This is a genomic window from Pedobacter hartonius (genome assembly GCF_900107535.1).
GTDB lineage: Bacteria > Bacteroidota > Bacteroidia > Sphingobacteriales > Sphingobacteriaceae > Pedobacter > Pedobacter hartonius.
In genome coordinates, this window is the sequence record NZ_FNRA01000015.1 from 66,914 (window position 1) to 90,790 (window position 23,877).

A 23,877-nucleotide genomic window follows, 5' to 3' on the forward strand; every position below is an offset into this window, starting at 1 on the left:
TTTTGCGATATTCGGTCAGATTATTGATCAGATAAAAATGTAGTCCATACCCATAACCAATGTATATTTAATTTTGCGCCTGTCTAACAATGAGTAACCGTCAGATCCGAACGATACAAGATTTTTTACTCAGCACTTATTTTGCTGATGGATTGCGTATCACAATCGGTGTGCTTTTTCCTTCGATGATCCTTGCCCAGTTTGGGATGCTGAAATTTGGGATGACGCTGTCACTGGGTGCCTTATGCGTAAGCGTGGTAGACACACCGGGGCCAAGTGTGCACCGCAGAAATGCAATGCTGGTGACTACCGCACTGATCACCCTGATCTCTGTGATCGTTGGCCTGACAAACAAAAATCCCTATTTCATAGGCATATTACTGGTCACCTGCAGTTTCCTTTTCTCCATGTTTTTCCTGTATGGTACGCGGGCTGCTTCCATTGGAACTGCAGTGTTGCTGATTATGGTACTGAGCATCGATGACGTCCGCCCCTGGAAAGATGTGCTGATGTATTCCCTGCTGGTTTTCTGCGGCAGCATCTGGTATTCATTCCTCAGTTTCTTCTTTTACCAGCTCAGGCCGTACCGGGTGGTACAGCAGACCCTGAGTGAATCCATTCATGAGATCAGTGAATTTCTCAGGGCAAAGGCAAGATTTTATCATCGGAATACAGATTATGATGATAATTATGCCGAATTACTGAAACATCAGGTTGGAGTACATGAAAAACAGGACGCCGTCCGCGAGTTACTGTTTAAAACCAGGGAAATTGTAAGGGAATCTACGCCTGAAGGAAGATTTTTATTATTGGTATTTGTAGATACTGTGGACTTGTATGAACAGGTGATGTCCACCTATTATGATTATCAGCATCTGCATGAGCAGTTTGATGCTGTCGGTATTTTATCCAGTTACGAAAGGGTCATCAACAGGATTGCATCTGAGCTTGATGAGATCGCTTTTTCTTTAAAAACCGGGGGCACTCCCCTTCCGCCGGTAATTCTGATCGATGAGGTGAAACGGTTGAAGGAGGAGATCGTTAATTTGGAGAACGAAAACAAAGAAGGGAAATACAATACCTTGGGGATCATTGCACTGAAAAACATTGAAGTAAATATTGAGAATATCCTTTCAAGGGTAAAAACCATCAACAGCTACTTCAATAAAAGCGAGAAAAAGAATTTAAAGAAAAGAGAAATCGAAACCGAACGGTTTGTGACCAGGCAGCCTATTGATATCAAATTATTTTTCGATAACCTTACCTTTAGTTCAGCCACATTCAGGCATGCACTCCGTGTTGCTATTGTGATGATCATTGGGTTTATCGTAGCGAGAATGCTCGATTCATCCCATAGCTACTGGATTCTGCTGACTATTCTGGTGATATCTAAGCCTGGCTTCAGCCTCACTAAACAACGCAATTATGAACGACTGATCGGTACGGTTGTGGGTGCTTTCATTGGTATGGGCATACTGCTGTATATTCACGACAGGCATACGCTTTTCTTCATTTTGTTGTTCTGTATGATCGGTGCTTACAGTTTCCAGCGCAAGAACTATGTGGTGAGCGTATTGTTCATGACCCCTTATATCCTGGTGCTGTTTGATTTCCTGGGGATGGGCAGCATGTCCATTGCCAGAGAGCGCATCTATGATACGCTGATCGGGTCCGGAATTGCATTGCTGGGGAGTTATGTCCTTTTCCCAAACTGGGAACATGAGAACCTGAAAGAGGCAATGCTCAATACACTGCGTGCGAATATGGCTTATTTTGAAGAGGTTACGCTTCTGTACTTCGCGACCGAACAGAACCTGACGAATTATAAGCTGGCCAGAAAAGAAGTGTATGTGACTTCAGCCAATCTGGCCTCAATTTTTCAGCGGATGTTCTCCGAGCCGAAGAGTAAACAGAAACTGATGAAGGAAATGCACCAGTTTACGGCTTTGAACCATCTCCTGTCGTCTTATATCGCTACATTATCCCTGTATAATAAGGAGCATTCATTTTTCTTTTCTACACCGGATGAGCTGAAACCCATTGCCAATAACACACTCTATTTGTTAAACCTTTCGGCTGAATACCTGGTCAAACCTAAGGCCGAACCGGCCAGTGTACCGCTGATCAAAAGCGTGAACGATGATAAAAAACTCCTTAATAGCAATGAAGCGCTGGTCATTGAGCAGTTTGACCTCATTCAGAAGGTGGCGTATGACATCTTTAAACTGTCAGAAAAGATCAGGATTTAAAGCAGTAATTTACTGGCCAGTCCAAGGAGCAGCAAAAATCCGAACACATCGGTAAAAGTAGTGATGATAATTGAGGATGCAATGGCCGGGTCAATGCCTACTCTCTTCAGTATCAAGGGAATCCCCGCTCCTGTTACTCCTGCAATCAGTAAATTCCCTGTCATCGCCAGAAAGATCACCACACCCAGCAGCGGATTATTGTCAAATACCAATGCAAATATAAATACGATCAGGCCTGTTACCGCCCCGTTGATCAGTCCTACAGTGAATTCTTTTAATACGGTACGGTAAGCCTGGTTGTCGGTAAGGTCATACAGCGAGATCCTCCTGACGGTAACAGCAAGAGCCTGTGTGGCGGCATTTCCGCCCATCCCGGCAATGATGGTCATATAGGCTGAAAGCACGGCTATTTTGGCGATCGTAGGCTCAAAATAACGTACTACGGCCGATGCGAGGAATGCTGTGCCCAAATTGATGATCAGCCAGGGCAGCCTGGACTTCACTGCCTCTACCCAGTTACCGCTCAATTCCTCGTCTTCTGATACGCCTGAGATCTTCAGGATATCTTCTGTATTTTCATCTTCCAGTACGTCAATCACATCGTCAAATGTTACCCTGCCCAGTAATCTCATTTGCTGGTCCAGTACGGGGATGCTGGTAATATTATACTGAGAGATCAGCCTGGCTACTTCCTCCTGGTCTGTATCGGGGCTTACCCAGGCTACGTCAGATTTTACCAGCTCGGTGATCTGCACATTGCCTTTTGCTTTGATGATGTCCTTCAGGGATACGATCCCCTGGAAAATATTGTTATGGTCAATGACAAAAATAGTATAGAATTCTTCGATCTCCTCGCTCTGGCGGATGATCTCATCGATGGCGTCTTTTTTTGTCAGATGCAGATGGATACGGATGAATTCCGTGTTCATCAGTCCACCCGCTGTATCCTCGTCATAACTCAGCAGGTTTCTGATGTGCGAGGCATCGTCCTCACTCAGGTCGCCCAGGATCTCTTTCTGCTCATGTTCTTCCAGCTGGGAGATGATATCGGTGGCGTCATCATAGTCCAGTTCTTCAACGATCTCCGTACGTTTATCCGGGTGCAGCTGAAGCAGGAGTTCTTCCGGGTGGGCCTCCTCATGCATCTCAGAGATGATTTCCGAGGCAATCTCTACAGGGAGAAGATTGATGATCCGCTGACGGTCTTCTTTGGTCAGACTTTCAAACAGTATCGCAATTTCAGACGCATGATATTCGTCCAGAATTACAGCCAGCTGGTTGTCGCTTCCGGTTAATGCAGATTTTAATCTGGTGACATCAGTCTTGTTCAATTCGTAGGATTGCATGCTTTGCGAATGTAAGTATATTTTCCATTTTAACCTGCCTGGCTTTTATTTAAACCAGCCTTTTCGCCAAAAATAGATCACTTGCAGCACTGCAATTATGGCCATCACGATCATGGTATATAAATAACCGTGGGGCTGATAAAGCTCCGGCATATTTGCCGGCATGAGTTTGCCTGTGATGGGGTCTTTATCTGAAAAGTTCATGCCATAAACACCTGCAATAAAGGTGAGTGGAATAAAGATGGAGGAAATGATGGTCAGCACCTTCATAATCTCGTTCATCCTGTTGCTGATGATGGACAGGTACATGTCGATATTACTGGCGGAGATTTCCTTCAGCGATTCCACAATATCAATGATCTGTATACAGTGATCATAAGCATCACGTACGTACAGTTTGGTCTGATCGGTGATTAAGGGGCTGTCACTTCTGAGCATGTCATTCAGCTTGTCCCTTTCCGGCCAGGATACCCTCCTGATATTGATCAGGTTCCGCTTGATCAGCTGTGTATCATACATGATTGACTTGTCTGGCTTATCCAGTAAACGGTCTTCAATCAGGTCCAGGTCTTCACTCCAGGTACCCAGGATCTCGAAATAGGTATCTACAATGATATCCATCAGCGCATACATGATATAACTGCTTCCCGCACTGCGAATGTTCCCCTTGCCGGCCTCCAGCCTTTGCCTTACAGGCTCCAGGCAATCGCCATAAGTATCTTTCAGGGTGAACAGTGCGTTATCTGTGAGGATAAACGAAAGCTGATCATTTTCCAGGTTTTTATCTTCATCCAGTAATAACATACGGCTGACGGCGAAAACGTAGCCATCGTATTCTTCCATTTTCGGGCGTTGGTAGGTTCTGGTGATATCCTCCAGTACCAGTTTGTTGATGTTCAGGTCGCGGCCCAGCGTATCGAATAAATCGGGGGAGCCGAAACCTTTAATTTCAATCCAGAAGGTGAAGCTCTTGTCTGCAATGATCTTTACAATATCTTTCAGGTTGTCAAGCTGCTTGGTCTGATAACTTTTTTCATTCAACTGGTGCAGCGTGATCTGGGGTTTGAGTGCATTCTCATCGATATAGACCAGCCCCGGGCTTGTTCCTGCTTTCGGTAATATATAGTGGCGTTTTTTCTTGCCTGACCTGCTTCTCTTGTACATAAAATTAAAGGTAGTTTTTTGCCTGTGGACCCTGGTTGAACAACAAATCAACGATGCTCATGTTTGGTAAAAATCCTGACCTGTCTTCGAATACCTGATAGTAAGGTTTTGCGGGAACTACGGGTTCCGGAGTCTTAAAGTGAAGCTTGGAGCGGTAGTCCATTTCCGGAGGCACTTCTTTGATATATTCTGTTGTAAAATTCAGCTCAGGCGATTTTTTCAGGGCTTTAAAGATCCACTGCAGCAATTCTAAATTATAGTCAAACAGAAAGTCGAACTTGTGATGATAAAACGGTGCCAGTTCATCCTCATAATACTCAAAATATGCAGAGTTTCTGTAGCAGCTCTCCAGGCTCAGCCAGTGCAGGCGCTGCCATTTAAAATCGTAACTGATCTTCACATCTTTAATCTTTGTATGGTATTTGGAACCCTTGATTACGGGAAGAAACAGGTCAAGAGGGCCGTTTGGTGAATATATTCTGGTTCTGTTGCGATAGGTTTGTTTTGGGAAATGTTCTTCCTTTTCAAGCAGGAATTCATAATGAACAGCATTCAGGGCAGAGAAGTAGCTGACCGGGGGAAGATAAAAAAGAGGAAATATAGCAGAATTGTGCATTGGTTAATTTATGTTTGCATTTTCAATGCAGGCAAAATAATGATAAAAAAAGGCTATCTCCTAGTGTTAACTGTTTTTATGTGTCTTAACCCCTCTTAAACCCTAATGTCAGAACCTAGCGTAGCCGTTGTTATCCTCAACTGGAATGGAAAAGAATTAATGTCCCGTTTCCTGCCGGGCGTAGTGAAGTCCAGTTATCCCAATCTTCAGTTGATCGTGGGCGACAATGCCTCTGCTGACGGTTCCGTTGAGTTTATCCGCGCTAATTTTCCGGCTATCCGAATCATTGAGAACGATCAGAATTATGGATTTGCCGAGGGATACAACAGGCTTATCAAACAGATAGAGGCCGATTATTTTGTACTCCTCAATTCGGACGTTGAAGTGCCTGAAAACTGGATCGCACCGGTTATCAGGGCGATGGAAGCTGATGAGCGGATCGCCGCGGCACAGCCCAAAATCAAGTGGTTTGCCGATCAGTCGAAGTTTGAATATGCAGGTGGTGCCGGTGGTTTTATGGACAGGAACTGTTTTCCTTTTTGCCGCGGAAGGTTATTTGACCTGCTGGAAACAGATCATGGTCAGTATGATGATGAAAAAGAGGTATTCTGGGCTGGTGGGGCTGCATTCTTTATCAAACGTAAACAATGGGAAGAAAGCGGAGGACTGGACCCGGACCTGTTTGCCCATATGGAAGAGATTGACCTTTGCTGGCGTTTAAAGAACATGGGCTATAAAATAATCTATTGCCCGGATGCGGAAGTTTACCACGTAGGTGGCGGTACCCTGGACACGGGTAACCCCTATAAAGTGTTCCTCAATTTCCGTAACAACCTGATGATCATGCAAAAGAACTTGCCTTTCGGCGAAGCTGTATGGGCACTTTTACTGCGTATGTGTATTGACTTCGTTGCCCTGCTGCAGTTCCTGTTAAAAGGAGAAATCCGCTTTGCATCGGCAGTGAATAAGGCGCATTATCAGTTCCTGAAAAACATGAGCAGGACTGCTGCGAAAAGAGGGAAAAGCCAGCTGCCCTATATCAGGCATACCGGCGTTTATCAATCCAGTATTGTATGGGATTATTTTATCAGGGGCATCAGGTATTTCAGCCAGCTAAAAGATTTTCAATAGCCAGGCGATATCCGTCCAGACCAAAGCCTGTCAATACACCTTTGCAGTTTTTACCGCTCAGTGATACATGACGGAATTCCTCCCTGGCATAGATATTGGAAACATGCACTTCAACCACGGGAGTTTTAATGCCCGCAATTGCATCGGCAATCGCTACCGAGGTATGTGTATAACCACCCATGTTGATGACGATCCCGTCAAAGGAAAAACCGACTTCCTGTAACTTATTGATCAGCTCACCTTCTACATTGCTCTGGTAATATTCCAGTTCTGCCGCCCCCGCGTACTTGTCTTTCAATTCGATGTAATAGTCCTCGAAAGTTCTGCTTCCGTATATACCAGGCTCTCTCCTGCCCAGGAGATTTAAATTCGGTCCGTTAATAATTTGTATCTTCATCCATCCAAACTTAACCTTAAAAAACAACAATTAAAATTTTTGTGTGAATAATTACCCCTACCATAACTCCTTTAAAGCCTTCTTGAAACTGGAAAGAGGCTTGTCTGCAAATTCGGTGAATGCCTATCTGAACGACCTGGACAAGCTGCTGCAGTATTATGAAGTTAAAGGTAAACCATTTGTTGTTAAAGATATAAAAGACAGTGATTTATATGAATTTTTAACCTGGCTCAGCGAGTTGGGCATGCTGGCCAACAGCCAGGCAAGAGTGATCTCCGGGCTGAAGTCTTTTTTTGGTTTTATCGTGCTCGAAAATCTCATTGAAACTGATCCATCTGCGCAACTGGAGGCGCCCAAGCTGAGCAGGAAACTACCGGATGTGCTGAGTGTTGCAGAAATCAACGAACTGATTTCTGCCATTGATGTTTCTAAACCTGAAGGTATGAGGAACAAGGCGATGATAGAGGTTTTATATGGGTGTGGCCTGCGGGTAACCGAACTGATCACCTTAAGGATTTCCGATCTGCATGCTGCACAGGGATATATCAAAGTAACAGGTAAAGGAAATAAAGAACGTATTGTTCCTATCGGCGATACAGCATTAAAGTTCCTCGATATCTATCTCGGCGAAGTCAGGATTCATCAGCCTGTAAAAAAGGGTAATGAAGATTATATTTTTTTAAACAGATTGGGCACTCTCCTGTCTAGGATCTCGGTATTTACAATGATCAAGGCGCTTGCCGGCCAGATCGGCTTGAAAAAGAGCATCAGTCCCCACACCTTCCGGCATTCCTTTGCCACCCACCTGATTGAAGGCGGGGCAGACCTGCGTGCGGTACAGGAAATGCTCGGCCATTCCAGCATTACCACTACAGAGGTATATACCCACCTGGACAGGGATTATTTAAAGGGGATCATCACCGGCTTCCATCCCCGGAGTTGAGGGCTGCCTGCAGCGGATCATTCTGTCCTTTCCCTGCATGTCTTTTTTTAACTGAATGTCTGTGAATTCTTTAGATGATAACATATCCACCATTTCTTTACCAAAGTATTCATTGATTTCAAAAAATAAATATCCTTTCGGGCGGAGCTGCTTCAGTGCGAAATCAGCAATACTTTGATAGAATATCAGGGGATTTTCGTCGCTGACAAACAGCGCAAGGTGAGGTTCATGCGACAATACATTCATATGCATTTCCTTGCGTTCCGCCTGTGTGATATAGGGGGGGTTGCTGACAATGAAGTCATAGCTGCTGAGGCTCTCATAACCCAGGATGTCAGACTGTATGAAGTTAATCTCCACAGCATTTCCTTTCGCATTTTCCCTGGCTATGCACAATGCACCCGCAGAAATATCCAGTGCATCTACCTGCAGGCCTTCCAGCCTGCTCTTCAGGGTAACTGCAATACATCCGCTGCCTGTACCAATATCGATTAAGCTGAGGCCCTCAGCACCTGCTGCAGTCTCCATGATCCACTGTACCAATTCCTCTGTTTCAGGGCGCGGAATGAGCACGGCATTGCTGACCTTAAATTTTAAACCGCAGAACCAGGCTTCGCCAATAATGTGCTGCAGCGGCCTGCCCGCTTTCAGTCCGGCAAGAACATACTCAAAAGAATTTTGCTGTGTTTCACCGGGTTCCATATCTGTCTTAAACATGACCTGGCTACGGTTCAGACCCGAAACATGGTATACTGTCAGCTCATACAATTGCCTTGCTTCTTCGTCATCATAAAGAAACTGTAATTCCCCAATAAAGTATTTTTCTAATTGTTTAAGTGTCATCAATGGCAAAAGTAACCAATAATGTTGCATGTGTGTGGTTGAAATATTTCAACATCTCATAAATTGAAGCTACTTTTGTTTTATGAGCGATGAATTATTCATGAAACGCTGTCTTGAACTGGCAGAAATAGGGATTGGCAAGGTAAGTCCGAATCCTATGGTAGGCTGTGTAATTGTGAGTGGAGGGAAAGTTATCGGTGAAGGATATCATCAGAAATTTGGCGAAGGACATGCTGAAGTGAATGCGATACGGGCTGTGCTGGATGCTCATGGTGACGATGCTGCTGAACTTTTAAAAAATGCTACGGTTTACGTCAGTCTTGAACCCTGCGCGCATTTTGGAAAGACACCGCCCTGTGCTGATCTGCTGATCCGCCATCAGGTTAAAAAAGTTGTGATCGGCAACCGGGATCCCTTTCCGGATGTAAACGGTAAGGGAATAGAAAAACTGCAGCGTGCAGGTATAGCCGTTGTGTATGGGATACTGAATGAGGAATGCCTGCATCTTAACCGCCGGTTTTTTACCAGGATTACACAGCAAAGGCCTTACATTATCCTGAAATGGGCCAGGACTGCCAACGGTTATTTTGCACCAAAAAATACTGTGCAGCAATGGATCAGCGGACCGCTGGCAAAAAAACTGGTGCACAAATGGAGGACTGAAGAAGACGCCATTTTGATTGGAAAGCAGACTGCAATTGCAGATAACCCTCAGTTGAGTGCACGGGAATGGACGGGTAAGAATCCCCTAAGGATTGTGATTGACCGCAAGCTGGAGATCCCGGCAGACAACCATATGTACAACGACCTTGCTAAAACTTTGGTGTTGAATGAAGTAAAAACCGATGTAGTTGGTAATATACACTTTATAGAAATGGAAGACATGCAATACTATCTTCCCCAAAAAATAGCCTTTCAGTTGTACCTGATGGATATACAGTCCATCATTATTGAAGGCGGCGCCAATATTCTCAATCAGTTTATTTCATCTGATCTGTGGGATGAGGCAAGGGTTTTCAACTCTTCAACCAACTGGGAAACGGGCGTATTTTCCCCCCAGATCAATGGCAGGATCACATCGGTGACGGCGATTGATGAGGGTTACTTAACAATTTATGAAAACATAAACAATCAATGATATACATATTTTTAAGTATCTGCTGCAGTGTAACTGTGGCAGTGCTGCTTAAACTGGCGAAGAGATATCAGATCAATGTGTTACAGGCCGTCATGTGGAACTATCTTGCAGCAATCCTGCTAAGCTTTGTTTTCTTCAGGCCTGTCCTGGATACTGTTGCTGTGCTCCCTTCGCCGCTAGTGGTTTTACTGGGAGTATTATTGCCCGTGCTTTTTCTGATCCTCTCCGCATCGGTGAGGAAGATTGGTATTGTGAAAACTGATATTGCACAGCGGCTATCACTGTTTATTCCGATTCTTGCAGCATTGTTTCTCTTTGGCGAGAATTTTAGCAGATTGAAAATCGCCGGACTGATTGTAGGTTTTATAGCGATATTCCTGACGCTTTTCCGTAAGTCGGCCAGCAAGGCAGAAAAGTTCAGCTACGTCTATCCTGTTCTTGTTTTTATAGGCTTTGGTGTCATTGATGTGCTTTTCAAGCAACTGGCTATAGATAAATCTATCCCCTATACCAGTGCATTGCTGGCTGTGTTTGGAGTGTCCTTTATTGTAGCCCTGTTGATCCTGGCCTATACCGTGGTTCTGAAAAAGCAGAAAGTTCAGCTGATCAATTTTGCCTGCGGAATTGTGCTGGGCTGTTTTAACTTTTGCAATATCCTGTTTTATATGAAAGCGCACCGTGCGATGTCAGATAACCCCTCCACCGTTTTTGCGGCAATGAATATGGGAGTTATTTTACTCGGAAGTATCGTTGGTATCATGCTTTTTAAAGAAAAAGTAAGCCGCATCAATTATATTGGGATAGCCCTGGCCCTGACCGCCATCCTGTTAATCACCTTATCCCAGGCGAATGCTGTTTGATGATACCTATAAAGCGATAGCAGAGCCTGCTGAAGGACTTTTTAAGGATAAGGGAAGCAAGTTCATTGCCTTTGCATGGCCAATACTGTCAGATGCTGAAATAAAGCCAATTCTGCTGAAGCTGCGCGCTGAGCATACCCGGGCAAATCACTTTTGTTATGCCTACAGACTCAGTCCAGACAGAAATGTATTCCGAGTGAATGATGACGGAGAACCTTCGGGAACTGCCGGAAGACCCATTCTGAATATGCTGCTCTCCGCTGATCTGACCAACATACTCATTGTAGTGGTGCGTTATTTTGGCGGTACGCTGCTGGGGGTGCCTGGGCTGATCAATGCGTATAAATCGGCAGCAGCAGCAGCTGTTCAGGCTGCCCGGATCATTGAAAAAACCGTCAATGACAGATACGAGCTTAAGTTTGATTACCTGGTGATGAACGATGTGATGCGTTTGATAAAGGAAGAACAGCTGACTGTTCTCGAACAGCATTTTGACAACGAATGCAGGATCAATTTTGAGGTGAGGAAATCTCAATTGAATAAAGTGCTGCAAAGGATTGAAAATCAGGCTGGAATAGCTATCAAATATCTGAGTACAACATAAGTTATTTATCAATACCTTGTCATAATGATCAAAAGTTTGCTACCAATGGCATTGTCCGATTATAATTGACATAAATTTGCCAGCGGCAGACGTTGCCTGTAAAACTTAATGACTAAAAAAAGACACTTTTTTCTTATACTCCTTCTGGGTTCTCTTACTGCCCTTGGACCATTTTCTATCGACATGTACCTGCCCGGTTTCCCGGCAATTGCCAAAGATCTGCATACTACCGTCGCAAAGGTTTCCCTTTCCCTCTCCGGTTTTTTTATCGGGATTTCTGTGGGGCAGCTTCTATACGGCCCGCTGCTTGACCGTTTCGGCAGAAAAAAACCGCTGTATATTGGTTTAATTGTGTACATCATTGCCTCCATCGGCTGTGCTTATGCTATCAGCATCAATGTGCTGATCGTATTGCGGTGTATACAGGCCATAGGAAGTTGTGCTGCAGCAGTAGCATCTGTTGCGATGGTGAGGGACTTGTTCCCTGTTTCTGAAAATGCGAAAGTGTTTGCCTTATTGATGCTCGTTGTAGGTGTATCCCCAATGATAGCCCCTACGGTTGGCGGATATGTGACTACCGCTTTTGGATGGCATTCCGTATTCCTGGTGCTGATGGTGCTGGGGCTAGTGAATTTACTGGCCAGTATTTTTGGTTTACCCGAGAGTTATCAACCCGACAAAAGTATTTCTCTTAAACCAAGGCCAATTCTGAAAAATTTCCTCGTGGTATTGACAGAGCCGCAGTTCTACACCTATGCTTTAACGGGGGCAGTAGCTTTTTCAGGGCTTTTCGCCTATGTAGCAGGCTCTCCGCTCCTGTTCATGGACATATTTGCCGTTAAGGAAGAAACATATGGATGGATCTTCGCATTTCTATCTATCGGCCTGATTGGTTCCAGCCAGGTGAATACGCTTTTGCTCAGGAAATACAGCAGTGAACAGCTGATTTTTGCAGCCCTGATCTGCCAGGCACTGACGGGTATAGTTTTCATCGTGGGAAGCTTCAACGGATGGTTCGGACTTTCTGCAACTATCTTTTTACTGTTTATCTTTTTGAGCTGCCTGGGTATTGCAAATCCGAATACCTCAGCCTTGTCTTTAGCTCCGTTTTCTAAAAACGGAGGCAGTGCTTCAGCCCTGATGGGAGCCATTCAGATGGGAATAGGAACACTGGCGTCCATTGGAGTAGGTTTGTTTGATACACATTCTTCTCTGCCGATGGTGGCAATCATGGCCTCCACATCGCTTATTGCGCTGACCATCCTTTATTTTGGAAGGAAAAGAATTAAAAATAAAGTGGAAGCCAGTAAAGATGGCGATGTAGCATTTCATTAACTTATTTTGCTGTGATACCGGGAAGGGCAATGGCTCCATCTTTCAGCGCACGCACCAGCTTTTCCTGAAAGATGAGTTTTGCGTCGTTAAAGCCATGTGAATTGAGCCAGACGCTGATCATTACCCTATAGCCGCTTTCTTCGAGCAGAACAACCCCTACGCGGTGTTTGGGGGTCTTCAGGATATCCTCAGATTTTTTAATGGTTTCCTCAGTAATTTTCAATATCTCGTCATAATCGATGCCATAGCTAAACTTCATTTCGATATCCAGCCTGCGGCTTCCCTGTGTACTGATATTGATGATCACTTCATTTGATAGCTTGCCATTGGGTACAATGACCAGCCGGTTATCAAAAGTGGTTACGGTGGTGTAAAAGATCTCGATATTGGTCACTGTTCCTTCCTGTCCCTGTGCGATGATATTATCACCTACTTTGAATGGCTTGAGCATGAGGATGAGCACCCCGCTCGCAAAATTCTGCAGCGTACCCGAAAGTGCCAGGCCTGCGGCTACGCCTAAAGCACCAATTAGTGCTGCAAATATGGTCATCTGAATGCCAATGAACTGCATTACCGTAAAAAACAGCAGGATCCGCAATACGGCAACGGACAGACTGATAAAAAAAGGTTTGATCGAGGGATCTACATTTTTTGTGTGTAATCCGCTCTGCATCCATTTTGAAAAGAGTTTGATCAGCCATAAGCCAATACAAAGTATGGCAATTCCGATCAGTATATTCGGGCCCTTGTCTAAGATCCAGTTAAAGGCTTTGTCGTAAAACTGTAGGGTGCGGTCTGTATTGGCTTGTTCTTTTATCATTATGCATCATATCAATTGATAACGTATAACGTCATCCGAATCAAAAAGTTTAAGCATTTCTAAAAAACGGAAAACAAATAATGCAGGCATATGTTCAATTTATACATCAATTGGAAATATATGTTTAGCAAAACAACACATAGTCTGACTGTCTCAGCAGCGAAGAGATTGTTGGATACAAATAGGACAGATACTGTAAGCACTGCAAAACGACTACTCTCTATACTCGCGGGAGTTTATATCTTCCAGCGGGGAGTCCGGAGTATTACCCAACACCCGATAACCAGTATTCAGGAAGCTTTTCTCGGTGTGTTTCTAATATATGATGCTGTGAATGGCATCAAAGAAACTTATCCGAAAAAGCCTACAGAGATCTCTCAGATCCGCAGAAACCAGATACAGGGAAATGACCCTGCAAGTGCCACCCCTGCATTTGTTTAAATGCTATCGCGGGCCGTCTGTTTCCATAGACGGCCTCTGCTTTATATTCAATTCCAGCCGGCTCAATCTATGGTAAACCCGCTTTCCATCTATAACCGGTTGCTCATCGTTTCGTTCAGCTTGTAAAAAAAGTCTGACAGCTTGCTGAGCTCCTCTTTCAGGTATATGCAATGCCTGAACCTGTATAGTTCATTTTCGTTCATCAGGTAAAGCTCAGGCAGCCTGGAAAGCATTTCCAGCACGTGCAGGATGAGATGGTTGATTTTAGTGACATTATGGTTTAAAAAGATACCAGAATGCACACCAAAAATCAGGATATCCATCGAGGCTCTTAGCCTGATCCGGCGCATCTCAGCGGTCAGGAACCTGTCATCCATGAATTCCGTTAACGGTGTGTCTCTTGCCCCCATCTTTTTGATCAGGAAACTGAGCAGGCCAAGCTCATTCAAACTTTCGGCTAAATAATAATAGAGCATTTTATTGATTTATAGGTTGATAGCTTATGGTTATTCAATTCTTCCCTGCATTCTTGATCTTAACTTTTTTATTCCTCTATCTTTTAACTGCCTTACCCGCTCCTTACTTAAATTGACAAGCGAAGCAATATCATCGAGGGAGACGGGCATTGTACCCGCCAGGCCAAAATACAGCCGTAATATTTCTGCCTCCCTGTGCGGCAGTATACTGAGCATCTTTCCCACATCATAAACCTCATCTGCTAGCGCCAGCTGATTGTCAGGAGGCGCGTAATGACCGGGAATCATGTCCAGCATTGTTGAGTCTGTTTCGTCGTTCAGTCCGCTGTCCAGTGAGGCGGATTTATAGGCTCGGTACATATAGTCTGTAATTTTCATTTCATCTATATTGATCTCCGCTGCTATTTCTTCCAGCGTTGGAATGCGTTCCAGGTGCTGTTCCAGATAAGAAATGGCTTTGTTGATCAGGGAAATGGAATTGATCAGGTTCAGCGGCAGCCGTATGATCCGGGTTTGTTCGGCAATAGCCAGTATGATCATTTGCCTGATCCACCAGACGGCAAACGAAATAAACTTGAATCCCTTAGTATGGTCAAATTTTGTAGCTGCCTTGATCAGGCCAAGGTTACCTTCATTGATAAGATCACCCAGGGATAACCCGCGGTGCTGATATTTTTTGGCCACTGACACCACAAACCTGAGATTCGCATTTACCAGACGTTCAACCGCGTTAAGGTCCCCCTCTTTGATCCTTTGTGACAGCCACACTTCTTCATCGATAGTTAACAAGGGGATCTTCGCAATTTCTGCCATATACCTGTTAATGGATTCCGCATCCCTCCCGGTAATAGATGAACTCAGTTTTAACTCTTTCATAGGCGCCTGAATAGAAATACAAATCTTTGAATTCAAAGCTTAAGAAGAAAACAAATGGCCAATAAAAGAAAATTATTCGCAAATAACATGTATATATTAAATATTAATTCAAATAACCGTGTATTTATTCGATAAATAAGAATAATATTCTAATATGGACTTAATTTGCCCTTTTGAGTTAATTTTAAAGATTGACTGTTAAAACCTAAAAACATAAAAATGAAAAACGAGTTGGACGAATTGGATAAATCCATTCTGAGATTATTACAAAACGACGGCACCCTATCTTTCAAGCAAATTGGTGCCATGCTGAAGAAATCCCCTACAACCATATTTGGGCGGATAAGAAAACTGAGAAAAAAGGCAGCTATCCTTCACACGCGTGCGCTGCTCAACGGAAAGCTGTTGGGCTTTGGAATCACCGGTTACATCTACCTGAAAGTATTCAATCATTCCGGCGCTAACATGGAGCTGTTTAAGTCCAGCCTCCTGCAGATCAAGGGAGTATGTGGCTGTACCAGTATTACCGGACAAAACAGCATGAAAATAAAAATTGCTGCGATTGACCCCATTTCATTTAACCTGATCAAAGATAAGATTGCCGCTTTACAGGATGTGAGTGTAGTAGACAGTTATGTTGAACTTCAGGAAATTATTCCCGACAAGGGCTTTGATTTTTGAAACGTGGTAAATAACTGAATCCGCCCCGAAATTGTAATAGCGTATGCAATTTTGGGGCTTTCTGACCCAAACATTCCCAAAGCCCATTGGTTTTACAACCATTAAAGAATCAGCTTATGCCATCAACCGTTATAGAACACTTCAGTTATGATCCGGATTCATCTACCCTAACCATCATTTTTGTATCCGGTAATGTATATAGCTATAAAGATGTGCCCCGGAAGGTCTACCGTTCATTAAAAATTGCCGGTTCAAAAGGAAGGTATTTCAATCATTTCATCAGGAACAAATTTGAGTTCGAACACCTGCAGATTTAGCCGGAGTATTTCCGATAGGTAATAATGAGGACCTCGATCAGCATCAGCCGGATATCATGAAAATGCTCATGATCGCGTCGTAACCGATAAAAAACAATTAAGTTTGCATCTTAATTTTAAAAGATGTTGAAAAGAGTCCCCTCCTATATTGGCTTGTTTTTTATATATGCACTTTCCCTGCTGCCATTAGAGGTACTCTATCTTTTTGCTACGCTGCTTTACTGGATGTTATATTATGTTTTTGGCTACCGCAGGGCCGTAGTGAGCAATAATCTTAAAAACTCTTTTCCTGAAAAAAGCGCAGAAGAGATCAGTTCAATTGAAAAACGCTATTATAAATACTTGTCTGCACTGATCTTTGAGATCATCAAGATGTCTACCATCTCCAGAGCGGAATTGCAGCGGCGGTTTAAATTCAAAAATATAGAACAGATCAATGGTTATTTTGAACGCGGAGAAAGCGTACTGGCATGCTCTGCACATTACGGGAACTGGGAATGGGGAACGCTTTCTATCGGGCTGAGTTCAAAGGGCATTAACTACGCTATTTATAAGCCGCTTTCAAATAAGGTGTTCGACCGCTGGTTTAACCATATCAGAACCAGGTTTGGCAACCGGCTGATCGCCATGCGCCAAACCTACAGGGCCATCAGTGAAAGTAAAAATACACCTACATTATTCCTTTTTGGTAACGACCAGGCACCTCCCCACCAGGAATCACATCAATGGAGAACGTTCCTGAACCAGCAGACCTCCATTCAACTCGGTATGGAGAAGATCGCTATAAAGACCAACAGGCCAATATTTTATCTCAAAGTTAATGTCATAAAAAGAGGTTATTATGAACTGGAATGTGTGCCACTTTGCCTGCATCCGGATCAGTTCAGCCAGCATGAAATTACAGAACTTCATGCCCGGCTGCTCGAAAAATTAATACAGGAACAACCTGAATACTGGCTGTGGAGCCATAAAAGATGGAAACACCAGCCTACTCAGTGACCCGAAGATGCAGTACCTCTGTAGTCTGCGCACGGATTGATGATGCCAGTTTAGGATCACTGCTCAGTGCCTTTCCATAAGAAGGGATCATCACTTTTAGCTTGGATTTCCATTCTGCGGTTTTCATCTTGACCTTAAAGCAGCGCTCCATCAGGCCGACCATGATAGACACAGCTGTTGAAGCACCTGGAGAAGCACCCAATAAAGCTGCGATGGAACCATCTGCTGCAGACACCACTTCAGTACCGAATTCCAGGATACCCCCATGTTTGGCGTCCTTTTTTATCACCTGAACACGCTGACCAGCAGTTTCCAGTTCCCAGTCCTCCATTGCCGCTGCAGGAAGATATTCCCTTAATGCATCAAGACGGTCTTCCGGTGATTGCCTCACCTGGTCGATCAGGTATTTGGTCAATGGAATATTATCTAAACCGGCCGCGATCATCGGCCTGATGTTATTTGCTTTAATTGACATCGGAAGATCAAGCAATGATCCGTTTTTCAGGAAACGTGTAGAAAAACCAGCGTACGGGCCAAAGAGCAAAGCTTTTTTTCCGTCGATCATCCGGGTATCCAGGTGGGGTACTGACATTGGCGGAGCACCTACCGATGCTTTACCATATACCTTTGCGTTGTGACGCTCAATCACTTCCGGGTTAACACATTTTAACCATTGTCCGCTTACCGGAAAACCACCAAATCCTTTACCCTCAGGAATGTCAGATTTCTCCAGCAAGGGCAGAGATCCGCCACCGGCGCCGATAAAGACGAACTTTGCTTTTATCGTTCTTTTCTTACCGGTTTCCTGGTCTTTTATTTTGACTTCCCAGATGCCATCTTTCTGTTTCAGCTTGCGCACTTCCTGGTTAAACTCCATATCCACATCAGGTTTGGTCATCAGTGAGTTGAACATCATCCTGGTCAGGGCGCCAAAGTTGACGTCTGTTCCCAGCAGCATTCTTGTAGCGGCTACCTTTTCTTCAGGATCCCTTCCGGTCATCACCAGGGGCATCCACTCTGCCAGCTGTCCGGCATCGTCAGAAAAGGTCATTTCTTTGAACAGTTCGCATTCCTGTAATTTGACATAACGTTTCTTCAGGAAATCTACATTTTCCTTTCCCCATACAAAGCTCATATGAGGGATGCTCTTGATGAAAGATTCAGGTGAACCTACCAGGTTGTTCTGTACTAGAAAGGACCAGAATTGTTTGGATATTTCAAAAGATTCAGCAATAGCTACCGCTTTCACCGTTTCTACAGATCCGTCAGCCAGCTGGGGCGTATAATTTAATTCACAAAATGCTGAATGTCCTGTTCCGGCGTTATTCCAGGCATCTGAACTCTCCGCGGCAGCCACATCGAGCCGCTCAAAGATCTCTATGCTTAACTCCGGTGACAGCTCTTTTAAGAGCACACCAAGAGTTGCACTCATAATGCCTGCGCCAATTAACACCACATCAACTACTTTATCTGAATTAATATTTTTACTGGTCATGAAGGGTAGATAGTTTATTCTTTATATCGGCCACAAAATTAATATAATGAAGGACAGTTAGGCCTAAAATTTCTATTTTATGCGTCATATTTTGAAGATTTCTGATAAAGTACCAAAAAAATTATCTAACCTGTCCATTTCCTCTGATCACCCACTTGTAACTGGTCAGTTCCACCAGTCCCATCGGGCCCCGGGCGTGCAGTTTCTGCGTGCTGATACCTATTTCTGCACCCAGTCCAAACTCTGCTCCGTCAGTAAAAGCAGTAGAAGCATTGGCATAAACGGCGGCGGCATCAACTGCGCTGAGGAAGGTATTTAGTTTGTCTTCATCTTCAGCAATAATCGCTTCGCTGTGCCGGGAGCTGTGTTCGGCAATATGCGTTAAAGCAGTTTCCATATCGTCAACCGTTTTGATGGCCATTTTATAATCGAGGAACTCGGTGCCATAATCTGCCGGTGTGGAATGGTGCAGCCATTGTTCAGGATAAGCACCATCAACGGCTTTGTAAGCAGCCTCATCAGCATAGATCTGTACAGATTTGGCTGCCAGTGGTTGTATCAGTGCAGAAAGGTCGTCGAGGCGGCCGGAGTGGATCATAAGGCAGTCCAGCGAGTTACATACGCTTACCCTCCTGGTTTTTGCATTAAAAATGATATCCTTAGCTTTTTCCAGGTCTCCTGACAGGTCAAAATAGGTATGTACTATCCCCGCTCCTGTTTCTATCACCGGGATCTTGCTGTTTTCGCGTACATAACTGATCAGTGACTGGCTGCCCCTTGGGATCAGTACATCCACGAAACCTACGGCATTGAGCAACGCTGCGGTAGCTTCGCGTTCCGCAGGAAGTAAAGTAGCCACATTCACATCGATGCCATGCGCGTTCAGTACGTTTTGGATAACATGCATTAAGGCAATATTGGAGAACTCCGCGTCACTGCCACCTTTAAGAACAGCAACATTTCCCGTCTTAAAACACAGGGAAAATACATCCAGCGTCACATTTGGGCGGGCTTCATATATTACGCCGATCACGCCCAGAGGAACCCTGATCTTGCTCAGTTGTAAACCATTGGGAAGGGTATCTGCCGAGATCACTTCGGCCAGCGGGCTTTGCAGTGCTGCAACATTTCTCATCTCCCGGGCCATCGCTTCCAGCCTTTCCCTGCTCAATTCCAGGCGGTCATATTTAGGGTCACCGGCAGGCATTCTTGCCAGGTCTTTCCTATTTGCCGCAAGGATCTCATCTGTATGTGCCAGCACTTCATCAGCAACGTTTTTCAGCACAGTATTCACTTTCTCTTTGTCCAGGCGATGTAGCGTACGGCTTGCTTTTACCGCGTTCTCAAAATATATAGTGTAATCTTTTTCCATTTTCTTTAGCCTACAGCATAAAAATAATTGTAATGAACCAAAGGTTTGTGTCCTTTTTGTCCTATTCTTTCTTTTGCTTTATCTGAACCATATTCAGCAATTCCCAAGCCAATTAATACTTCGTTCTCGTCAACCAGACGGATGATGTCTCCTTTTTTAAACTCGGACGACACGTCCAGTATCCCGATGGGCAGCAGGCTCCTCGCCTGCCCAGAGATCAGCGCCTGTGCTGCACCTTCATTCAGTTTCACTACACCGGTGGCAGACCCCTCAGAATGTGCTATCCACTTCTTTTTTCCTGAAGTGTTCTTCTCCGGTACGAAATAAGTATTGACAACATTTCCATCAATGAGATCTGTCAGCACATGATCACGTGTACCATTGGCAATGTATACCGGTATACCGAGTTTGGCTACTTTCTGCGCCATCCCCAGTTTGGTGACCATCCCTCCTCTGCCGGAGCCGGATTTTGCGGTACTGATAAAAGAACTGATACCGTCACTGTCCCTTTTGATTTCCCGGATGACACTGGAAGATGGTGATTTCGGGTCTCCATTGTAGATGCCGTCCACGTTTGAAAGGATGATCAGTGCGTCGGCATCCAGCATCGAGGCCACCAGTCCGGCCAGCTCATCGTTATCCGTAAACATCAGTTCGGTAACAGACACCACATCGTTTTCATTGACAACGGGGATCACCTGGTGTTTCAGGAGGATGGAGAGACAGCTTTTGATATTCAGGTAATGCTTGCGGTCGCGAAAGTCTTCCTTTGTGACCAGCACCTGGGAGCATAACATCTGGTGTTTCTCAAACAGCGACAAATAGGTATTGATCAGTTTGATCTGTCCGATAGAAGCCAGAAGTTGTCTTGCTGCAACGGCATCATGTTTTTCAGAGATACTGATCATACTCCTGCCCGATGCGACAGCACCGGAAGAAATTACCACAACAGCTTTCCCCTGTTTCTTGAGGGTAACGATTTGGTCTACCAGGTGTGCTATCCTGGACTGGTCAGGCAAGCCATTGGGTTGGGTAAGGACATTAGAACCGATCTTTACGACGATTCTTTTATAGGCAGCAGCCATAAGTATTGAGGGTAATAAAATTGAAAAATGTGTTGAATTGCTACAGGAGGGCTATTAATCCTGTCCAGCCCGTCTGGTGGCCCGCTCCTAAACCTTTTCCGCTATCTCCGTTAAAGTATTCGCTGAATAAGATGTAATCTTTGAAATACGGATCGTGGTTAAATTTAGGGTGACCACCCGATGCGGGTCGTTCACCTGCCTCGTTTTTCAGGAACAGGTTTTTCAAACGTTTGCTCAGGTGGTCAGCAATCTCTGCGAGGCTGAAATATTCGCCCGATCCTGTGGGGTATTCCACTTTGAAGTCGTCTGTATAATATTCCTGAAAGTTCCGGAGCGATTCAATAATGAGGTAATTCATCGGCATCCATATCGGCCCGCGCCAGTTACTGTTTCCGCCAAACATATTGGAATCACTTTCTGCAGGAAGATACGAAACGGTATAGTCAGATCCATCCAGCTGATACTGGAAGGGGTTTTCGCAATAGGCTTTAGACACTGAGCGCACGCCATAGTCTGACAGGAACTCATTGGCATCCAACATTCTTTTCAGCAGCAACTTCATCCGGTGGCCGCGTAAAAGCGACAGTAAATGCTGGTTATTCCCCTTAGTATCTGTCCAGTGGCTGACCAGCTGCACCAGGTCAGGCCGCCGTTTCATGAAGATGTCCATCTGTTCCTTCAGCCTTGGCAGCTTCTCCCATTTCGACTCTTCGAATACGACCTGCGAAAACATAGGGATCAGTCCCACCAGGCTCCTTAGGCGCAGCCTGTCGGCCGTGCCATCAGGTTTCCTGAGCATATCGTAATAAAAACCATCCTGTTCATCCCACAGTCCCCTTGAATCTTCTCCCATATTGGAAATAGAACCTGCTATATATAAGAAATGTTCAAAGAACTTGATCGCCATTGCCTCAAACACATGGTGATGTGATGCCAGTTCCAGGCTGATCTCAAACATGTTTAAAGCATACATGGCCATCCAGCTGGTACCGTCTGCCTGTTCAAGGAAACCACCTCCCGGCACGGGCTGGCTGCGGTTAAACACGCCGATGTTATCCAGACCTAAAAACCCGCCTTCGAAAATATTGTTGCCTTCGCTGTCTTTCTGGTTTACCCACCAGGTAAAATTCAGCAGCAGCTTATTGAACATATCAACCAGAAAGTTGACGTCACCTTTGCCTTTACTCTTTTTATCGATCTGGTAAACGTGCCAGGTGGCCATCGCATGCACTGGTGGGTTCACGTCCCCGAAATCCCATTCATAGGCAGGCAGCTGTCCGCTGGGATGCATATAATTGGCGCTGACCATCAGGAGAAGCTGTTCTTTGGCAAAATCCGGGTCTACTGCCGCAAAGCTGATGCAGTGGAAGGCAAGATCCCAGGCGGCGAACCAGGGATATTCCCATTTGTCGGGCATAGACAGGATATCATTTGCCACAAAATGTTTCCAGTGTGAATTGCGGCCTGTTCGTCTGCTTCGTGGGGGTGCAGGCTGTCCGGGATCTCCCCGCAGCCACCTGTTGATGTCGTAGCTGTAGAATTGTTTGTTCCAGAACATTCCGGCCCAGGCCTGGCGCTGCATCTTCTTTTCTTCTGCATCTGCCTGGGGCATCTGGCAGCTGTTATAAAATTCATCCGTTTCTGAGATCCTTTCGGTAAAGATCTCATCAAAATGTTCAAATGGCGTGTTCTGTTTGTTTTTGGAAAGCCTGAGCCTTACCACCCTGCTTTCTCCGCAGGGGATTTCAAGCTGGTACCACAGGCCTGCTTTAGTACCGCTCTGGTCAGGGTTTACTGCTGTAGTGTTGCCATTTACGATGGCTTCATTGATTCCGTCCTTCACATAACCTGATGCATTGGAGAAATTGTACAAACGCCGGTTATTGCTTTCATTCTCTGTGAACAGCAGTTTTGGGCTGCCTTCGGCGAAGCAGTGATAGTCGCCAATGTCTGCTGATCTTAGTAAAAGTGTATTGTTTCCGTGGTTTAAAATCTCCGGTTTGACTGTTTTGTCGCCGGTGCTCCATATATTTCTAAACCATAATTGCGGAATAACTGCAATAGATGCATCTGCATTACTGCGGTTCCAAACGGTATATCTGATCAGCAGGTCTTCCTCTTCGTTCTTTGCGTATTCAATAAACACATCCGCATAGTCGTCCTTATCAAAAAGACCGGTGTCAATGAGTTCATACTCGGCCTGTAACTTGTCGCGCCTGGCATTTTCATCAATCAGTTGCTGGTAAGGAAAAGTCTGCAAAGGATATTTATACAGCATTTTCATGTAGCTGTGCGTAGGGCTACTATCCAGGTGGTAGTAGATCTCCTTCACATCCTCGCCATGGTTGCCTTGCTCATTGGTCAGGCCGAATAACCGTTCTTTGAGTATGGGATCTTTTCCGTTCCAGAGCGCGAGGGCCACGCAAAGAAATTGTTTGTCGTCGCTAAAGCCGCCCAGTCCTTCTTCTCCCCAGCGGTAGGCCTTGCTTCTGGCCATATCGTGTGTCACGTGGTTCCATACATCACCGTTGCTGCTGTAGTCTTCCCTTACGGTTCCCCATTGGCGGTCGGAAAGGTAAGGCCCCCATTTCAGCCAATTGCTTTTACCTGCATAATTGCTTTCAATACGTTGCTTTTCGGGATTACGTTGACTGCTGGAGTTCATTCTTCAATAATAAGGAATGTTGAG

23 protein-coding genes are annotated in these 23,877 nt (G+C 44.8%); 11 read left to right on the forward strand and 12 right to left on the reverse strand.

The annotated features are described in order from the left end of the window. Positions 1 to 89 precede the first annotated feature (89 nt). The gene (locus BLW16_RS20780) at positions 90 to 2,249 is read left to right on the forward strand and encodes an FUSC family protein (protein ID WP_090559805.1); all 2,160 of its coding nucleotides are present in this window, start codon (positions 90 to 92) and stop codon (positions 2,247 to 2,249) included. Here the strand turns inward: BLW16_RS20780 and mgtE are convergent. Genes mgtE through BLW16_RS20795 form a run of 3 tightly spaced genes read right to left on the reverse strand, consistent with a single transcriptional unit; the run spans position 2,246 to position 5,375 of the window. Continuing rightward, a complete protein-coding gene (mgtE, locus tag BLW16_RS20785) occupies positions 2,246 to 3,595 on the reverse strand; it encodes a magnesium transporter (protein WP_090559806.1) in 1,350 nt (449 codons plus the stop codon). The genes BLW16_RS20780 and mgtE overlap by 4 nt on opposite strands. A 45-nt stretch (positions 3,596 to 3,640) precedes the next feature. Further along, positions 3,641 to 4,759 carry a magnesium/cobalt transporter CorA gene (gene corA / locus BLW16_RS20790; RefSeq protein ID WP_090559807.1) on the reverse strand — a complete coding sequence of 373 codons (1,119 nt, stop codon included), beginning with the start codon at positions 4,757 to 4,759 and terminating at the stop codon, positions 3,641 to 3,643. A gap of 4 nt (positions 4,760 to 4,763) precedes the next feature. Further along, entirely contained in the window at positions 4,764 to 5,375 is a 612-nt protein-coding gene (locus BLW16_RS20795) for a WbqC family protein (protein ID WP_090559808.1), read from the reverse strand. Between the two features lie 105 nt (positions 5,376 to 5,480). Between BLW16_RS20795 and BLW16_RS20800 the strand changes: the two genes are divergently transcribed. Further along, positions 5,481 to 6,506 (forward strand): glycosyltransferase family 2 protein, encoded by a 1,026-nt coding sequence (locus tag BLW16_RS20800; RefSeq protein ID WP_090559809.1) that lies wholly within the window; start codon positions 5,481 to 5,483, stop codon positions 6,504 to 6,506. On the opposite strand, the gene aroQ is transcribed toward BLW16_RS20800, so the two are convergent. Further along, a complete protein-coding gene (aroQ, locus tag BLW16_RS20805; protein ID WP_090559810.1) occupies positions 6,481 to 6,903 on the reverse strand; it encodes a type II 3-dehydroquinate dehydratase in 423 nt (140 codons plus the stop codon). The genes BLW16_RS20800 and aroQ overlap by 26 nt on opposite strands. 43 nt (positions 6,904 to 6,946) lie before the next feature. Here aroQ and xerD point away from each other — a divergent pair, with 43 nt between their 5' ends. Continuing rightward, entirely contained in the window at positions 6,947 to 7,846 is a 900-nt protein-coding gene (gene xerD / locus BLW16_RS20810) for a site-specific tyrosine recombinase XerD (protein WP_090559811.1), read from the forward strand. On the opposite strand, the gene prmC is transcribed toward xerD, so the two are convergent. Then, on the reverse strand, positions 7,808 to 8,689 hold the full coding sequence (gene prmC, locus BLW16_RS20815; protein WP_175470672.1) for a peptide chain release factor N(5)-glutamine methyltransferase: 882 nt from the start codon (positions 8,687 to 8,689) through the stop codon (positions 7,808 to 7,810). The two genes, xerD and prmC, sit on opposite strands and share 39 nt — an antisense overlap. 82 nt (positions 8,690 to 8,771) lie before the next feature. On the opposite strand from prmC, the gene ribD reads away from it, so the two are divergent. The 4 genes from ribD (at position 8,772) to BLW16_RS20835 (ending at position 12,626) form a co-directional block, all read left to right on the forward strand. After that, a complete protein-coding gene (gene ribD / locus BLW16_RS20820; protein WP_090559813.1) occupies positions 8,772 to 9,827 on the forward strand; it encodes a bifunctional diaminohydroxyphosphoribosylaminopyrimidine deaminase/5-amino-6-(5-phosphoribosylamino)uracil reductase RibD in 1,056 nt (351 codons plus the stop codon). Continuing rightward, positions 9,824 to 10,687, forward strand: coding sequence for a transporter (locus BLW16_RS20825; RefSeq protein ID WP_090559814.1), 864 nt, complete (start codon positions 9,824 to 9,826; stop codon positions 10,685 to 10,687). The genes ribD and BLW16_RS20825 overlap by 4 nt, the downstream gene beginning before the upstream one ends. Continuing rightward, positions 10,677 to 11,291: an IMPACT family protein gene (locus BLW16_RS20830; protein WP_090559815.1), complete on the forward strand. Its 615-nt coding sequence runs from the start codon at positions 10,677 to 10,679 to the stop codon at positions 11,289 to 11,291. The genes BLW16_RS20825 and BLW16_RS20830 overlap by 11 nt, the downstream gene beginning before the upstream one ends. Positions 11,292 to 11,399: 108 nt before the next feature. Beyond that, on the forward strand, positions 11,400 to 12,626 hold the full coding sequence (locus BLW16_RS20835; protein ID WP_090559816.1) for a multidrug effflux MFS transporter: 1,227 nt from the start codon (positions 11,400 to 11,402) through the stop codon (positions 12,624 to 12,626). Between the two features lies 1 nt (position 12,627). On the opposite strand, the gene BLW16_RS20840 is transcribed toward BLW16_RS20835, so the two are convergent. Beyond that, positions 12,628 to 13,446, reverse strand: coding sequence for a mechanosensitive ion channel family protein (locus tag BLW16_RS20840; protein WP_090559817.1), 819 nt, complete (start codon positions 13,444 to 13,446; stop codon positions 12,628 to 12,630). A 120-nt stretch (positions 13,447 to 13,566) separates the two neighbouring features. On the opposite strand from BLW16_RS20840, the gene BLW16_RS20845 reads away from it, so the two are divergent. Then, the gene (locus BLW16_RS20845; RefSeq protein WP_090559818.1) at positions 13,567 to 13,887 is read left to right on the forward strand and encodes a hypothetical protein; all 321 of its coding nucleotides are present in this window, start codon (positions 13,567 to 13,569) and stop codon (positions 13,885 to 13,887) included. Between the two features lie 89 nt (positions 13,888 to 13,976). Here BLW16_RS20845 and BLW16_RS20850 read toward each other — a convergent pair whose 3' ends face one another. Next, entirely contained in the window at positions 13,977 to 14,363 is a 387-nt protein-coding gene (locus tag BLW16_RS20850; protein WP_090559819.1) for a hypothetical protein, read from the reverse strand. Positions 14,364 to 14,393: 30 nt separating this feature from the next. After that, entirely contained in the window at positions 14,394 to 15,239 is an 846-nt protein-coding gene (locus BLW16_RS20855) for a sigma-70 family RNA polymerase sigma factor (protein WP_090559820.1), read from the reverse strand. A gap of 219 nt (positions 15,240 to 15,458) precedes the next feature. Here BLW16_RS20855 and BLW16_RS20860 point away from each other — a divergent pair, with 219 nt between their 5' ends. The 3 genes from BLW16_RS20860 (at position 15,459) to BLW16_RS20870 (ending at position 17,236) form a co-directional block, all read left to right on the forward strand. Beyond that, positions 15,459 to 15,920: an Lrp/AsnC family transcriptional regulator gene (locus BLW16_RS20860; RefSeq protein WP_090559821.1), complete on the forward strand. Its 462-nt coding sequence runs from the start codon at positions 15,459 to 15,461 to the stop codon at positions 15,918 to 15,920. Positions 15,921 to 16,036: 116 nt separating this feature from the next. Beyond that, the gene (locus BLW16_RS20865; RefSeq protein WP_090559822.1) at positions 16,037 to 16,237 is read left to right on the forward strand and encodes a KTSC domain-containing protein; all 201 of its coding nucleotides are present in this window, start codon (positions 16,037 to 16,039) and stop codon (positions 16,235 to 16,237) included. Between the two features lie 123 nt (positions 16,238 to 16,360). Next, entirely contained in the window at positions 16,361 to 17,236 is an 876-nt protein-coding gene (locus BLW16_RS20870) for a lysophospholipid acyltransferase family protein (protein WP_090559823.1), read from the forward strand. Here BLW16_RS20870 and BLW16_RS20875 read toward each other — a convergent pair. From BLW16_RS20875 to BLW16_RS20890, 4 genes are all read right to left on the reverse strand, one after another. Beyond that, a complete protein-coding gene (locus BLW16_RS20875) occupies positions 17,226 to 18,731 on the reverse strand; it encodes a malate:quinone oxidoreductase (protein ID WP_090559824.1) in 1,506 nt (501 codons plus the stop codon). The two genes, BLW16_RS20870 and BLW16_RS20875, sit on opposite strands and share 11 nt — an antisense overlap. A gap of 121 nt (positions 18,732 to 18,852) precedes the next feature. After that, positions 18,853 to 20,103, reverse strand: a complete 1,251-nt coding sequence (locus tag BLW16_RS20880) for a glutamate-5-semialdehyde dehydrogenase (RefSeq protein WP_090559825.1) — start codon at positions 20,101 to 20,103, stop codon at positions 18,853 to 18,855. Positions 20,104 to 20,108: 5 nt separating this feature from the next. After that, on the reverse strand, positions 20,109 to 21,188 hold the full coding sequence (gene proB / locus BLW16_RS20885) for a glutamate 5-kinase (RefSeq protein WP_090559826.1): 1,080 nt from the start codon (positions 21,186 to 21,188) through the stop codon (positions 20,109 to 20,111). A gap of 40 nt (positions 21,189 to 21,228) precedes the next feature. Beyond that, a complete protein-coding gene (locus BLW16_RS20890) occupies positions 21,229 to 23,853 on the reverse strand; it encodes an MGH1-like glycoside hydrolase domain-containing protein (protein ID WP_090559827.1) in 2,625 nt (874 codons plus the stop codon). Between the last annotated feature and the right edge of the window lie 24 nt (positions 23,854 to 23,877).

Bases quoted from the DNA above. Each gene is read 5' to 3' on its own strand.
- BLW16_RS20875 (WP_090559824.1), bottom strand. From the start codon at position 18,731: ATGACCAGTAAAAATATTAATTCAGATAAAGTAGTTGATGTGGTGTTA.
- BLW16_RS20840 (WP_090559817.1), bottom strand. From the start codon at position 13,446: ATGATAAAAGAACAAGCCAATACAGACCGCACCCTACAGTTTTACGAC.
- BLW16_RS20795 (WP_090559808.1), bottom strand. From the start codon at position 5,375: ATGCACAATTCTGCTATATTTCCTCTTTTTTATCTTCCCCCGGTCAGC.
- BLW16_RS20830 (WP_090559815.1), top strand. From the start codon at position 10,677: ATGCTGTTTGATGATACCTATAAAGCGATAGCAGAGCCTGCTGAAGGA.
- BLW16_RS20845 (WP_090559818.1), top strand. From the start codon at position 13,567: ATGTTTAGCAAAACAACACATAGTCTGACTGTCTCAGCAGCGAAGAGA.
- corA (WP_090559807.1), bottom strand. From the start codon at position 4,759: ATGTACAAGAGAAGCAGGTCAGGCAAGAAAAAACGCCACTATATATTA.
- BLW16_RS20855 (WP_090559820.1), bottom strand. From the start codon at position 15,239: ATGAAAGAGTTAAAACTGAGTTCATCTATTACCGGGAGGGATGCGGAA.
- BLW16_RS20890 (WP_090559827.1), bottom strand. From the start codon at position 23,853: ATGAACTCCAGCAGTCAACGTAATCCCGAAAAGCAACGTATTGAAAGC.
- BLW16_RS20835 (WP_090559816.1), top strand. From the start codon at position 11,400: ATGACTAAAAAAAGACACTTTTTTCTTATACTCCTTCTGGGTTCTCTT.
- BLW16_RS20800 (WP_090559809.1), top strand. From the start codon at position 5,481: ATGTCAGAACCTAGCGTAGCCGTTGTTATCCTCAACTGGAATGGAAAA.
- aroQ (WP_090559810.1), bottom strand. From the start codon at position 6,903: ATGAAGATACAAATTATTAACGGACCGAATTTAAATCTCCTGGGCAGG.
- prmC (WP_175470672.1), bottom strand. From the start codon at position 8,689: ATGACACTTAAACAATTAGAAAAATACTTTATTGGGGAATTACAGTTT.
- BLW16_RS20870 (WP_090559823.1), top strand. From the start codon at position 16,361: ATGTTGAAAAGAGTCCCCTCCTATATTGGCTTGTTTTTTATATATGCA.
- mgtE (WP_090559806.1), bottom strand. From the start codon at position 3,595: ATGCAATCCTACGAATTGAACAAGACTGATGTCACCAGATTAAAATCT.
- ribD (WP_090559813.1), top strand. From the start codon at position 8,772: ATGAGCGATGAATTATTCATGAAACGCTGTCTTGAACTGGCAGAAATA.
- proB (WP_090559826.1), bottom strand. From the start codon at position 21,188: ATGGCTGCTGCCTATAAAAGAATCGTCGTAAAGATCGGTTCTAATGTC.
- BLW16_RS20880 (WP_090559825.1), bottom strand. From the start codon at position 20,103: ATGGAAAAAGATTACACTATATATTTTGAGAACGCGGTAAAAGCAAGC.
- BLW16_RS20825 (WP_090559814.1), top strand. From the start codon at position 9,824: ATGATATACATATTTTTAAGTATCTGCTGCAGTGTAACTGTGGCAGTG.
- BLW16_RS20860 (WP_090559821.1), top strand. From the start codon at position 15,459: ATGAAAAACGAGTTGGACGAATTGGATAAATCCATTCTGAGATTATTA.
- BLW16_RS20850 (WP_090559819.1), bottom strand. From the start codon at position 14,363: ATGCTCTATTATTATTTAGCCGAAAGTTTGAATGAGCTTGGCCTGCTC.
- BLW16_RS20865 (WP_090559822.1), top strand. From the start codon at position 16,037: ATGCCATCAACCGTTATAGAACACTTCAGTTATGATCCGGATTCATCT.
- BLW16_RS20780 (WP_090559805.1), top strand. From the start codon at position 90: ATGAGTAACCGTCAGATCCGAACGATACAAGATTTTTTACTCAGCACT.